The organism is Pleomorphomonas koreensis DSM 23070 (genome assembly GCF_000425185.1).
GTDB classification, from domain to species: domain Bacteria; phylum Pseudomonadota; class Alphaproteobacteria; order Rhizobiales; family Pleomorphomonadaceae; genus Pleomorphomonas; species Pleomorphomonas koreensis.
Map to the genome: position 1 here is coordinate 289,713 of NZ_AULH01000006.1, position 12,844 is coordinate 302,556.

Sequence of the window (12,844 nt, forward strand, 5' to 3'; positions counted from 1 at the left end):
CTCTTTCTCAAGTTCCACTTGTTTTCGATTTTGAAGCGCTGTATTGAGGTGGCTGACAGCAGATCATCGGTTTTTTGCGGTTTCGCATGTAGAATTCTCCCAAATTCCTCCCCAGGCGAAACAGTTAACGAAACGCAAGAGAATATCCGGATTCAAGCAGGACAGGAACCAAGATGAGCGAGATGGAAGAAGACCTGACGATAATCGACCTTGCCGCGCATATCGTCGCCGCTTATGTCGGCAACAATTCCGTTCCGACCGCGGAACTGCCCAACCTGATCTACGATGTGGTTGGCGCTCTCAACCGCGTGCAGGGCGGTGCTCCTCAGGAAGTCGAGGCCGAGCCGGTGCGTCCGGCCGTTCCCGTCAAGAAGTCGGTGACCAACGACTACATCATCTGCCTTGAGGACGGGAAGAAGTTCAAGTCGCTGAAGCGGCACCTTCGCACCCACTACAACATGTCGCCGGAAGAGTATCGCGAGAAGTGGGGCCTGCCGGCCGACTACCCGATGGTCGCCCCCAACTACGCGGCCGCTCGTTCGGATCTCGCCAAGAAGATGGGCCTCGGCCAGCAGCGCCGTCGCAGCCGCTGATCGGCCCTGCCCACAGAGCTTTCAGGAGCCCGGCCTCGCGGTCGGGCTTTTTCTTTTCCGGCCTGCCCCTGTGGCTCAGGATGCACCTTGATCATCCCCGGATGTGCCCGCCCTCCGCCTCAGCGTCCGCCGCTCGGCGCGATAGGCTTGCAGCAGCCCGATATGCCGATTGAGGTCGTAGCTCCAATGGCCAGCGCGGCCGCGACCGCGTTCGCGCCGTAAAGCGGACAACAAACGCAGACACAACTTTCTAGTGCATTCCTCGCTGTCGTCGGCGATGTCCGCCGGGTCGACTGGCAACAGCCGCGGCAGCATCTCCTGGCGTCGATACCGGAGCACACCCGCGTCGATCGAGTCGGCAACGAGGGACGCAACCGGAGGGATAGACACGGATTCTCTCATGATTTCAGCGCTCTCTTGGACAGCCTTTCAAAGCTGGACATTGTATGACCGGATCGGAGAGCGGGCATAAGTCAACACTTGAGCACGTATTGGTTGCTATTTGAATCAAATCAACCATATGAGAACAAAAGCAACCGAAAGTTATCCCCGTCCGGGGAAACCCATGCTTTCCTTGATCGCGGATTGCAGGTCCCCTCACCAACTTTCGGAGTACACTCTCGTGCATGGTTCAGCCTCCCGCTTGAGTTCTCAAGCATCCCCCGCCGCCGTCTTGGAAGCGGACTTCCCCGGCGAGGCGGACATCATCGAACAAGCCGTGCTGCGTGCCTTCAGCCTGAAGATTTCCTCGCTCCGGTCCCACAACCGGGGCCGCGCCGAAATCGCCTTCGCCCGCCAGGTCGCCATCTACGTGGCGCACGTCCAGCTCGGCCTGACCCTGACCGAGGCCGCCCGCATGTTCGGACGCGACCGGACCACCGCCGCCCATGCCTGCCGCACCGTCGAGGACCGGCGGGACGACCGGCTGATCGACCTGAAGCTGGAGGCAATCGAGCACTCGATTCAGAACTGGGCTTTCCCTCGTCTGTCTGCCCGGCTCCACGAGGCCACGCGCCCGGAGCGACTGCAATGAGCGACCGGTTGGTATCGCGGCAGACGAAGACGCTGGTCGATCCGGACGGCATCCTGCGCGAAGTCGACTTCGACGCGGCCGAAAGCCCGCTTGGCTGGCTGCGCAGCCGCAAGGACAAGGCGGGCGAGCCGCTGATCTCGGCCGACGAGTTCGAGGCCGGGGAACGGCTGCGCCGCGATTATACGCTGGCCGGGCTGATCGCCCGCACCACCATGAACTGGGACGGCCTGGGTGGCCGCGCCGAGCGCCGGTCGGCCGGCGGCGGCCGCGACCTCAACGCCGCCTCGCTCGACGCGCGGGCGCGGGTCAATGCCGTCATCCGGGGACTGGGCCCCGATCTCGCTTCGGTGGCCATCGACGTCTGCTGTCATTTCGCCGGGCTCGCCGACATCGAGCGGCTGCACGGCTGGCCACAGCGCTCCGGCAAGGTGGTGCTGCGTCTGGCGCTGGCCGCGCTGGCCCGTTACTACGGCATCGATGCGGAGGCGACGGGTGGTGAGCGAACGGCGACGCGTCACTGGGGCACATCCGACTTCCGGCCCAAGTCCTGAATCGTTGCCGGCCCGCTCCCTGAGCCGGCCGCCGGCTCAGGCCCGCGCCTCCTCGGCGATCCGGCGCAGCCGCTCGACCATCGACCTCAGGCCATTGGAGCGCTGCGGCGTCAGGTGCTCACGGAGGTTCAGCTCGTTGAAGATCGCCTCTGGGTCGATCGCCAGCACCTCGGACACGCGCTTGCCGGAATAGGTGGCGTGGAGGATGGCGACCAGCCCCCGGACGATCAGGGCGTCGGAATCGCCGCGGAAGGTCAGCACCGGGTCGGCCGGGTCGCCGGAAAGAGCCGGTTTCAGCCAGACCTGGCTGACGCAGCCGCGCACCTTGGTATCGTCGCCGTGGTCCTCGTCGGCGAGCGGCTCCAGCTCCTTGCCCAGTTCGATCACATAACGGTAGCGGTCTTCCCAATCATCGAGAAGCGAGAAGTTCTCCCTGATTTCGTCGAGCGTCGCCGCCACCTTCCATCTCCTGTCCTTCGAGCCGGACCCGATATAGTCTCCCGCCGGCCGCAAAGAAAGAGACCGCCGACCCGAAAGGGCGCGGCGGTCAGAGTTCCCGGCGGATTCAAACCACCGGTCAGGGAAAGCGGGGCCGCCGGCTTGGGCCGGTCCGGCCGGATCATGTGGTGGTCAGATGCCCTGCGGCGCTTTGCCGGGGCCGCGCCAGGCGGGAGCGAGGTCGGCGGCGGTCAGCGTGCCGTGATCGACGGCGACACCGGCCTTGTCGGCGAGCGAGCGGTCGATGAAGTCGTAGACCAGGCGGGCGCCGGTCTGGGCCTTCAGCATGAAGGTGGTGGCGACGCGGCCGCCGATGTCGCAGGCGGTCGGATTGCGGCCGCAGAAGCCGCTCATGTCGGAGATCGTCGCCTGGGCGGCGCTCGCCGCTTCCAGCGCGCCGATCGGCTGCACCCTCGCGGCTTCCGCCTGCTGTTCGGCCGAGTGATCGACCGGAATGAGGAAGATGGCGACGGACAGCCAGAAAGCCGTCCTTAGGAGGAACATCATGTGACAATTCCCTGTTGTTCATCGCCCGTGTCGGGCGTCCGGATCTTTGGCGAGGGCCGAAGCCATCGCCGTCCGTTCGATGATCCCGGTCTAGCAGGGACGTTTTAGGATCGAATTAGGCCGACCGTTCAAATCGCAGGGAAATTCGACGAAAATTTGAGTCCAATTTTATCGATCGGCCTGTCTTGCGACCAGACGGCACGAATTTCCGAGGTTTATCGCGGGCTTCCGGCGGGGGTGTTCCAGTGTTCACCGGCGCTTAACCGTGAATTCGATCTTTTCGGCCAAACCCGGCTTTGCGGCCTTCTCCGTTCCACGAGCGCCGATCCCATCAAGATTCCATAAAGGGGCGCGTGGCACCGTGATGGCAGAAAAGACAAATGGCTCGTGTTCGAAGCCTTGGCCGGCAACATCCGGGGAAGACTTCCGAAACTCAGGGCCGGCATGTCGGCGTCGACATCGCGCGGGAAGCCGCGCGCCAATCGGCGGCCAGCCTGCGATGGGGATGCGTGTTGCGTAACCGTGAGATCAGAGCCGCGCTGGAGCGCTCGTTCGATCACCTTGTGCATAGCTCGGTGATCGACGATCCAGTCGAGATCGACCGGCACAGGGGATTCATCGGCTCCCATCTCGTGGCCGGCTTTGCGGCCTTCGGCCTCATTCCGCTGGCGCTGGCCGTCGACGCCTCGTCGGCCGGCTTCACCGCCACCGCCCTTTCCATCCTCGGCCTCGAGATCCTGGTGGCGCTGTTCGTCTCCCGCACCGGCCGGCTGGCGCGGGGCTATCTCCTGTCGTCGGCGATCCTGACCGGCCTCGCCGTCTGGGTGGCACTCTACACCGGCGGCCTCGGCTCGTTCGCCGTGGTGTGGTTCGCCATCGCGCCCATCGAGGCGGCGCTTTCCGGCCGCCGGGCCACCATCGCCGGCGCGGCGGCGATCAGCGGCGGCGGCTTCGCGGCGACCGCCATCCTCACTGCCACCGGCACCGCCGGCCACACCCTCGCCTTTCCCGGCGACAGCACGACCATGAGCTTCCTCGCCTGCGTCGTCGCCCTCGGCTACGCCTCCGCCGTGGCGATCGGCATCGAGCGGCGCGAGCGCGCCACCTCGCTCACTCTCGCCCGTCAGGAGCAGCGCTATCGCCTGCTCGCCGAGGCGATGAGCGACCTCGTCACCTGCCACGATCCGTCCGGCGACGTCACCTTCGCCTCGCCCGCCGCCCTGCGCCTGCTCTCGGTGCGACCTGCCGACCTTGCCGCCGACGGCCTGTTCCGCCGCGTCCACATCGGCGATCGGCCGGCCTATCTCTCGGCCATCTCCGCGGCCCTGCACGAGGGCGGGTCGCGCGTCGAATATCGCCTGCGCTGCGGCGACGACCAGGACACCGACGGCTGGATCTGGGTGGAATCGCACATGCGCTGCCTTGCCGACGAGACCGGCACCGACGCGGTTGTCACCGTCACGCGCGACATTTCGGAGCGCAAGCAGCACGAGGCCGAACTCGAGCACCTGCGGGCCGAATCCGAGGCGGCCAACCTCGCCAAGACGCGCTTCCTGGCCAATATGAGCCATGAACTCAGGACGCCGCTCAACGCCATCATCGGCTTCTCCGACATCCTGAACCAGGAGCTGTTCGGCCGCTTCGAGTTCGACCGTCAGCGGGAATATTCCGGTCTGATCAAGGAGTCGGGCGAGCATCTGTTGCAGGTGGTCAACGACATCCTCGACCTCTCGAAGATCGAGTGCGGCTCCTTCGACGTCAATCCGGAAGCCTTCCGCGTCGGTCCGCTGGTCGATCGCTGCCGTCAGATGATGGCGCCGCAGGCCGAGAAGGCCGGCATCGCCCTCTTCTCCGACGTCGAGCCCAACCTGCCGGAGCTGGTCGCCGATGCGCGCGCCTGCCGCCAGATTGTCTTGAACCTGCTGTCCAACGCCGTGAAGTTCTCCAATCGCGGCGGCCAGGTGGTCTGCTCGGTGCGCCGGCAGGGCCGCCGCATGGCCATCGCCGTGCGCGACAACGGCATCGGCATCGCCGAGAAGGATCTCGCCCGGGTCGGCAACCCGTTCTTCCAGGCCGAGACCGGCTATGACCGCAAGCAGGCCGGCACCGGCCTCGGCCTGTCGGTGGTGAAGGGTCTGGTGGCGCTGCACGGCGGCCAGGTGATGATCGACTCCGATCTCGGCAAGGGCACCACCGTCACCGTCTTGCTGCCGCTGCAGCCGTCGCGCGACGCCGCCGAACCGATCTCCCGCGTCCTGGATGTCGAGCAGATCCAGCGCGTGGCACGGAGGGCCTGACGCATGGCAGGACGCAAGACCCAACAGAAGCCGGGACTTGCCGCCCTCCTCCTGAGGGGGGCTGTCGGCAATCCGATGGCCACCGCCGGCGGCCTCGTCATGACGGCGACCGCCGTCGCCATCATGGCCAACGCGCTGATGCTGCAGCCGCGCGCCCATCCGGCGCCGCTGTTCGTCGGCATCCGGCCGCTTGCCCCGGCCGACCGGCCGGCGACGCCGCCGGCGCTGCGCTCCTCCGACGGCTCCGCCGTCGGCGCCACCGATCACAGTCTCGTTGCCGATATCCAGCAGGGCCTCAAGGACTTCGGCTACTATCGCGGCGAGATCGACGGCCTCGATGGGCCGCAGACCTCGCAGGCCATCCTCGCCTTCGAGCGCGCCTTCCGGCTGACGCCGACCGGCGAGCCGTCGAACAACGTGCTGCTGGCCATCCGCTCGGTACGGCCAAAGACCAGCCTCAACGGCGAGGCGCCGGCCGCCGCTGATCCGCTCACCGTCGCATCGCTGCCGTCCACGCCCGCCGTACCGGCGGCAACGGCGGTGCCGATGCCCTGGCCGAAGCCCGGCGCGGCGGTGGCCGAGACGACCGCGCCGCAGATGCCCGCCGCCCCGATCGACGGCATCGGCGACCTGATCGCCACGGCGGCGCCCCCTGCCCAGGCAACCGCCGCCGCCCCGGTCAACCAACCGGCGGCGCCCAAGGCCGCCAGCGTGGCGGCCGATGCCAATCTCGCCCGCATCCAGCGTTCGCTGTCGCAGCAGGGTTTCGGCCCGGTGGCCGCCGACGGCGTGATGTCGGCCGAAACGCGCGACGCCATCCGGCAATTCCAGGCCTATTACAATCTGCCGCAGACCGGCGCCATCAACGAGGCCTTCCTGAACCAGCTCGTCAAGGTCGGCGGCCTCTAGCCTTCCGGCCTTGCCCTCCGGCCGCCGCCATGCTTTGAACGGCGCAGCGTTTCTCCGAGTCCGGCCATGGCCCGCATCACCTCCGATTTCTTCGTTTCCGCCTATGTCCGTCGCCGCAACGACGCCGGGCTGTTCACCGCCGTCGTCAAACGCGGCGCGGCGGAGGCCGGCGCCATTTTCGTCAAGGTGGCCCGCCTCGACGGCAGCGCCGATCTCTATGGCCCGGCGCCGCAGGTCTATCTCGACGACCTCGCGCCGGCGATCGCCGGCGGCCGCGTCTTCGAGCGGCTGCTCGACGCCGCGCCGGAGCCGGACATCGACGCCCGCCTCCGTTCCGAGCGGCGTTTCGATGAGGACTGCTGGATCGTCGAGACCGAGGACCGAGAGGGATCGGCGGACCTCGACATCGTCGAGAGCTGACGGACCTTCACCGCCACTGGCGCGTTTGTCTGTTGCCCCGTCACCGGCTTTGGGGGTATCCCTCCAGCCGTTTTGCATTCTCCGGAGCGCTCATGACCGAGTTGAAGGCCCCCCGTGCCGAGAAGCGGCCCGTTGCGACGCATATCCATGGCGTCGAACTCATCGACGACTACGCCTGGCTTCGCGCCGACAACTGGCAGGACGTGCTGCGCGATCCCGACGTGCTCGATCCGGCCATCCGCGCCCATCTCGATGCCGAGAACGCCTTCTGCGACGCCTGGATGGCCGACACCGTCGAACTGCAGGCCAAGCTGGTGGCCGAGATGCGCGGCCGCATCCTTGAGGACGATTCCTCGGTGCCGCTGCCCGACGGGCCCTATGCCTATGCCAGCCGCTATCTTGTCGGCGCCCAGCATCCCCGTCTCGTCCGCACATTGCGCGACGGCGGCCCAGAGGAACTGCTGCTCGACGCCGACGCGCTCGCCCAGGGCAAGCCCTATTTCAGCCTGGGTGGCGCCAGCCACAGCCCCGACCACAAGCTGCTCGCCTACAGCATCGACGACACCGGCTCGGAATACCACACCATCCGCATCCGCGACCTCGATGCCGACGCCGATCTCCCCGACGAGATCCCCAGCACGGCGGGCGGCGTCGCCTGGGCTGCCGATTCCAGGTCCCTCTTCTACACCTTCATCAACGACAACCACCGCACCGAGAAGGTGCTCCGGCATGTGATCGGCACGCCGGCCTCCGAGGACGTCGTCGTCTATGTCGAGGAGGATTCCGGCTTCTTCTGCGGCGTCGACAAGACGCAGTCGAACCGCTTCATTATCATTGACTCCCACGACCACGAGACGTCCGAGGTGCGGCTGATCGACGCCGCCGCGCCGGACAGCCCGCCGCGCCTCGTCACGGCGCGCGACACCGAGGTCGAGTATTCCATCGAGGACGACGGCGGCGACCGCGTCTACATCCTGACCAACGCCGACGGCGCCGAGGACTTCAAGATCGTCAACGCGCCGCTCAAGAACCCCGGTCGCGACAACTGGATCGACGTGGTCGCCCACGAGCCGGGCCGGCTGATCCTGTCGATGTCGATCTTCCAGGGGCGCATGGTGCGGCTCGAACGGGTGGGCGGCCTGCCGCGCATCGTCATCCGCGAGCTGGCGAGCGGTCACGAGCACGCCATCGCCTTTCCGGAGGAGGCCTATTCGCTCGGCCTCTCCGGCTCCTACGAGTTCGACACCAATATCGTCCGCTTCACCTATTCCTCGCCGACCACGCCGGCGCAGGTCTACGACTACGACATGGAGACCGGCGAGCGCTTCCTGAGGAAGACGCAGGAGGTGCCGTCCGGCCACGAGCCGTCCGACTACGTGACGCGCCGCATCCAGGCGCCGACGCCGGACGGCGAGACGGTTCCCGTCACCCTGCTCTACCGTGCCGACACGCCGCTCGACGGCAGCGCCCCCTGCCTGCTCTACGGCTATGGCGCCTATGGCATCGCCATTCCCGCCTCGTTTTCGACCCGCATCCTGTCGCTGGTCAACCGCGGCTTCGTCTACGCCATCGCCCACGTGCGCGGCGGCAACGACAAGGGCCACCGCTGGTATCTTGCCGGCAAGCGCGAGAACAAGATCAACACCTTCAGCGACTTCATCGACGCGGCGCGCTATCTCGTCGACAACCGCTTCACCTCCGAGGGGCGGATCGTCGCCCATGGCGGCTCGGCCGGCGGCATGCTGATGGGCGCCGTCGCCAACATGGCGCCCGACATCTGGGGCGCGGTAATCGCCGCCGTGCCCTTCGTCGACGTGCTCAACACCATGCTCGACGCCTCGCTGCCACTGACACCGCCCGAGTGGCCGGAGTGGGGCAACCCGATCGACAGCGTCGAGGACTTCGAGCGCATCCGCTCCTACAGCCCCTACGACAACCTGACGACGCAGGACTATCCGCCGATGTTCGTGCTGGCCGGCCTCGCCGATCCGCGCGTCACCTACTGGGAGCCGGCAAAATGGCTGGCCCGCCTCAGGGCGCTGAAGACCGACGACAATCCGCAGGTGATGCACGTCAACATGGACGCCGGCCATGGCGGTGCTTCCGGCCGTTTCGACGAGCTGAAGGAAACGGCGATGGAATATGCCTTCGCGCTCAAGGTGATGGATCGGGCGAACTGATCGGTTTTGCCAACCGGAAGGCGCATGGGAGCCATGAATCGACAGGTGGCGCATTGCCGCCATCGGGAAAAGTAACTAAGTATCTGGCAGGCACCACCGCCGGAGCGGCGATGCTCCGTTTCAGAACGCGCTTTTTTCCCGAGAGGAGACGACCATGGCCTTCGAGCTGAACGACCTTCCCTATGCCTATGACGCGCTTGGCCCCTACATGTCGCGCGAGACGCTCGAGTATCACCACGACAAGCATCACCTTGCCTACGTGAACAACGGCAACAATCTCATTAAGGGCACCGAGTGGGAAGGCAAGAGCATCGAAGAGGTGGTGAAGGGTTCGTTCGGCAAGAATCCCGCCCTCTTCAACAATGTCGCCCAGCACTACAACCACTTCTATTTCTGGCAGTGGATGAAGCCGAACGGCGGCGGCGCCGTTCCGGGCGAACTGCTCAAGAAGATCAACGAGGACCTCGGCGGCCTCGATAAGTTCCGCGCCGACTTCATCCAGGCCGGCATGACGCAGTTCGGCTCGGGCTGGGCCTGGCTGGCGCTGAAGGACGGCAAGCTTGCCATCTCCAAGACGCCCAACGGCGAAAACCCGCTGGTATCGGGCGGCACGCCGCTGCTCGGCGTCGATGTCTGGGAGCACTCCTACTACATCGACTACCGCAACTTGCGTCAGAAGTATCTCGAAGCCTTCTTCGACAATCTGGTCAACTGGGACTTCGTGGCCGAGCTTTACGCCAAGGCCGCCTGAGTCCGGTCATCCGGACTGGTCTGATTTCGTCGAGGCTCCGGCACGTCCGGAGCCTCGCTTTTTTTGGCCGGCGCGGTTGTTCGACGCGGCGCCAGCCTCTATCACTGTTCAGAGGGGCGAACGGACCCGTTTTCGGTCCGATTGGTTGATTGATGTTGTGCAGCGGTTGACGGGGCGCCATGCATAGGCTGACGGATTTCACGCAGCGGACGATCATCGTCGTCGACGACAGCCCGCGCTTTCGCCGGTTCGTCGTCGGCATGCTGAACGAGTTCGGCTTTCGCGACATTCACGAGTTTGCGGACAGCGAGGAGGCCTTCGGCTTCCTGACCGGCCGTCACGTCGATCTCGTCATGTCGGATCTCGGCATGGAGCCACAGGACGGTTTCGCCTTCGCCGACCGCATCCGCCACGGCGGCGCCGTCGTCAACCGCATGGTGCCGATCCTCCTGATGACCGGCCACGCCAGCCGGCAGAATGTGCAGAAGGCGGTGATGGCCGGCATCGACGAGATCGCCGTCAAGCCGATGTCGTCGGGCTATCTCGCCGAGCGGTTGCTGACGGTGTTCGGCCGGCCGCGCGTCTACGTCAAGACCGGCTCGGGCTACTTTGGCCCCGACCGCCGCCGCCGCAACGATCCCACCTATCGCGGACCGGAACGGCGCTCCGGCCAGCCGGCCGAGATCGTCTCCGAGGAACGGCTCCTGGCGTTGCGCGAGGCCGCTTCGCTGCGCAGTCGCGGCCTGTTGCGGGCGCCGCCGCCGGCCGCCCCGACGCTGCCCGACGATCCCGGCTTCACCATCACCCACATCGGATTCCGCAGGAAGCCGCAAGAAGCCGTCTACGGCGATCTCGCGGCCACGCGCGCCGTGCCGGCCGTTCCGGTGGTGGTCAAGCGCTCGCGGCGGTCGCGCGCGCCCTCGCAGGAGCCGACCGGCAACCGCTGAGCTTCAGCCGCCGAACCGCCTGCAGTCCGCCGACCACACCATGTACTGGTACTCGCTCTGCATGTTGTAGAGCCAGTTGCGGCAGAGCTTCTCCGTCCGGAAGCAGTAGCGCTCGGCGGTGTCTTCGTATCTCATCCAGCCGCTGTCCACCTCCTTGCGGCCATGGAAAAAGCCTTGCCAAAGCCCGCCGGCCGGCCCGGCCGGGCAGGCGATCGGCTCGGTCTGCCGGGGGATGAAGGAGGCCGCCGCCGCCGGAACGGCGGCACCGAGCAGGATCGCCATCGTCGAAACCAGAGCCATTGTCATCCGCATGTCGGCCTCCTCGCGGGTTGCCCGGCGGGCAATGCCGGGGCGCATCCTCCTGAAATCCGCAGCCGGGGTGGCATTTTCAAGAGGATGGACCGGCAGAAACCGACACTCAGGCGTGGGCATAGGCCCAGTAGAGCGCGCGGGCGCGTTTGGTCACCGGACCGACCGGGAACTCGCGCGTCTCGAAACGGAGGATCGGCGTCACCTTGCCGTAATTGCCGGCGGCGAAGATCTCGTCGGCATTGGCGAGATCGTCGATCTTCAGCACGCATTCGCGCACGTCGAAGCCGTCGTCGCGCAGCAGCTGGATCAGCCGCGAGCGGGTGATGCCGGCCAGGAACACGCCGGTGGCCGCCGGCGTCATCACCACGCCGTCCCTGGCGATGAACAGGTTGGCCGTGCCCAGCTCGCAGACGTTGCCGAGCACATCGAGCAGCACCGCGTTGTCGAAGCCCTTGGCCTTGGCCTCCAGCATGGCGCGGCCGTTGTTGGGATAGAGGCAGCCGGCCTTGGCATCGACCAGCGCCGTCTCGGGCAGCGGCCGGCGGTAGCGCGTGGTGGTCACCGCGTAGCCCTCGTCGATCGACGGGATGGGCGCCTCGTAGAGGCTGAGGCAGAAGCGGGTGGTCGCGGCTTCCGGCGGCACGCCCATGAAGCCGCCGTCTTCCGCCCAGTACATCGGCCGGATGTAGAGCGCGGCGTCGGCCGGGAAGCGGGCGAAGCCCTCGCGCGCCAGCGCCTCGATCTCCTCGGCCGGGTGCAGCGCTTCAAGGCCCATTTTGGCGGCGCTGCGGTTGACGCGCCGGCAATGCAAGTCGAGGTCGGGCGCCACGCCCTCGAAATAGCGGGCGCCGTCGAACACCGACGAGCCGAGCCAGGACGAATGCGTCCTGACGCCCATGATCTGCACGTTGCCCTCGTGCCATTTTCCGTCCAACCACGTCCAGGTCCGGGACCAAGCCACGATAAACGTCCTTCCATGTTGTTTTTTGTTGCCGGCAGCCGGAAATTACACCGGTTGCAGGCTTTTCCGCATGTCCGTTTTGCCGGTTTCAAGATACCCGAATATATCCGATACCCAGGTTGCGAAAGCCGTCCGATTCACGAATCGGCGGTTCGATGCGGAGACAGCGGCATGTACCATCCGATCTTCCTGTTCGATGCCTACGGCACGCTGTTCGACGTCCATTCGGCCGTCCGCCGCCACGCCGCCGAACTCGGGCCGGACGCGCAGCGCCTGTCCGAACTCTGGCGCGCCAAGCAGCTGGAATATTCCTGGATCCGCTCGGCCACCGGCGCTTACAAGGATTTCTGGGCGCTGACCAAGGACGCGCTCGACGCCGCCTTTGCCGCCTATCCGCAGGTCGATCCCGATCTTCGCGAGAAGCTGCTCGAAGCCTATCGCCGCTGCGACTGCTTCCCCGAGGTGCCGGCCGTGCTGCGCGATCTCAAGATCGCCGGCACCCGCGTCGCCATCCTGTCCAACGGCAGCCCGCTGATGCTCAACCGGGCGATCCGCGCCGCCGGTCTCGGCGACATCATCGACGACGTGCTGTCGGTCGACACGATCGGCTGCTACAAGCCCGACCCGCGCGTCTACGAGATGGCGACGACGCATTTCCGCGTCTTCCCGAGCGCCATCTCCTTCCAGTCGTCCAACCGCTGGGACGTGGCCGGCGGCTCGAAGTTCGGCTTCCGGGCGGTGTGGATCAACCGTACCGGCGCGCTCGACGAATATCCCGACATGCGGCCGGCCGCCGAGCTGCCCGACCTCACCGGTCTGACGCGGCTGTGACGGGCGGCCGCGCCCCGACGCAACCTTTCCTCCCCAGCCGGAGCAGAGTGCAAC

The 12,844-nt window shown here is 66.4% G+C and carries 15 protein-coding genes; 10 read left to right on the top strand and 5 right to left on the bottom strand.

Annotated elements, in window-relative coordinates:
* Window positions 1–173: 173 nt before the first annotated feature.
* Window positions 174–593, top strand: a complete 420-nt coding sequence (locus H512_RS0104885; RefSeq protein WP_026782521.1) for a Ros/MucR family transcriptional regulator — start codon at window positions 174–176, stop codon at window positions 591–593.
* A 75-nt stretch (window positions 594–668) separates the two neighbouring features.
* Here H512_RS0104885 and H512_RS27580 read toward each other — a convergent pair whose 3' ends face one another.
* Window positions 669–995 carry a DUF6477 family protein gene (locus H512_RS27580; protein ID WP_281170317.1) on the bottom strand — a complete coding sequence of 109 codons (327 nt, stop codon included), beginning with the start codon at window positions 993–995 and terminating at the stop codon, window positions 669–671.
* Between the two features lie 163 nt (window positions 996–1,158).
* On the opposite strand from H512_RS27580, the gene H512_RS0104890 reads away from it, so the two are divergent.
* Together H512_RS0104890 and H512_RS0104895 are read left to right on the top strand one after the other, a co-directional pair.
* Window positions 1,159–1,626, top strand: coding sequence for a helix-turn-helix domain-containing protein (locus H512_RS0104890; RefSeq protein ID WP_156899353.1), 468 nt, complete (start codon window positions 1,159–1,161; stop codon window positions 1,624–1,626).
* Window positions 1,623–2,177: a DUF6456 domain-containing protein gene (locus H512_RS0104895; protein WP_026782523.1), complete on the top strand. Its 555-nt coding sequence runs from the start codon at window positions 1,623–1,625 to the stop codon at window positions 2,175–2,177. The genes H512_RS0104890 and H512_RS0104895 overlap by 4 nt, the downstream gene beginning before the upstream one ends.
* Before the next feature lie 36 nt (window positions 2,178–2,213).
* On the opposite strand, the gene H512_RS0104900 is transcribed toward H512_RS0104895, so the two are convergent.
* Both H512_RS0104900 and H512_RS22540 read right to left on the bottom strand, forming a co-directional pair.
* Window positions 2,214–2,636: a SufE family protein gene (locus H512_RS0104900; protein ID WP_026782524.1), complete on the bottom strand. Its 423-nt coding sequence runs from the start codon at window positions 2,634–2,636 to the stop codon at window positions 2,214–2,216.
* A gap of 171 nt (window positions 2,637–2,807) precedes the next feature.
* Window positions 2,808–3,182 (bottom strand): DUF5330 domain-containing protein, encoded by a 375-nt coding sequence (locus tag H512_RS22540; RefSeq protein ID WP_053239558.1) that lies wholly within the window; start codon window positions 3,180–3,182, stop codon window positions 2,808–2,810.
* Between the two features lie 512 nt (window positions 3,183–3,694).
* Here H512_RS22540 and H512_RS0104910 point away from each other — a divergent pair.
* The 6 genes from H512_RS0104910 (at window position 3,695) to H512_RS0104935 (ending at window position 10,686) form a co-directional block, all read left to right on the top strand.
* On the top strand, window positions 3,695–5,479 hold the full coding sequence (locus tag H512_RS0104910) for a sensor histidine kinase (RefSeq protein ID WP_053239559.1): 1,785 nt from the start codon (window positions 3,695–3,697) through the stop codon (window positions 5,477–5,479).
* A 3-nt stretch (window positions 5,480–5,482) separates the two neighbouring features.
* A complete protein-coding gene (locus H512_RS0104915) occupies window positions 5,483–6,388 on the top strand; it encodes a peptidoglycan-binding domain-containing protein (protein WP_084798306.1) in 906 nt (301 codons plus the stop codon).
* A 66-nt stretch (window positions 6,389–6,454) separates the two neighbouring features.
* Window positions 6,455–6,808 carry a DUF1491 family protein gene (locus tag H512_RS0104920; RefSeq protein WP_026782527.1) on the top strand — a complete coding sequence of 118 codons (354 nt, stop codon included), beginning with the start codon at window positions 6,455–6,457 and terminating at the stop codon, window positions 6,806–6,808.
* 92 nt (window positions 6,809–6,900) lie between these two features.
* Entirely contained in the window at window positions 6,901–8,988 is a 2,088-nt protein-coding gene (locus tag H512_RS0104925; RefSeq protein WP_026782528.1) for a S9 family peptidase, read from the top strand.
* 154 nt (window positions 8,989–9,142) lie between these two features.
* Window positions 9,143–9,739: a superoxide dismutase gene (locus tag H512_RS0104930; protein ID WP_026782529.1), complete on the top strand. Its 597-nt coding sequence runs from the start codon at window positions 9,143–9,145 to the stop codon at window positions 9,737–9,739.
* 179 nt (window positions 9,740–9,918) lie between these two features.
* A complete protein-coding gene (locus H512_RS0104935; RefSeq protein ID WP_026782530.1) occupies window positions 9,919–10,686 on the top strand; it encodes a response regulator in 768 nt (255 codons plus the stop codon).
* Between the two features lie 3 nt (window positions 10,687–10,689).
* Here the strand turns inward: H512_RS0104935 and H512_RS0104940 are convergent, their stop codons facing one another.
* Window positions 10,690–10,998, bottom strand: coding sequence for a hypothetical protein (locus tag H512_RS0104940; RefSeq protein WP_156899355.1), 309 nt, complete (start codon window positions 10,996–10,998; stop codon window positions 10,690–10,692).
* Between the two features lie 106 nt (window positions 10,999–11,104).
* Window positions 11,105–11,959 (bottom strand): branched-chain amino acid aminotransferase, encoded by an 855-nt coding sequence (locus H512_RS0104945; RefSeq protein WP_425414159.1) that lies wholly within the window; start codon window positions 11,957–11,959, stop codon window positions 11,105–11,107.
* Between the two features lie 171 nt (window positions 11,960–12,130).
* Between H512_RS0104945 and H512_RS0104950 the strand changes: the two genes are divergently transcribed.
* Window positions 12,131–12,790, top strand: a complete 660-nt coding sequence (locus H512_RS0104950) for a haloacid dehalogenase type II (protein WP_026782533.1) — start codon at window positions 12,131–12,133, stop codon at window positions 12,788–12,790.
* Window positions 12,791–12,844 lie beyond the last annotated feature (54 nt).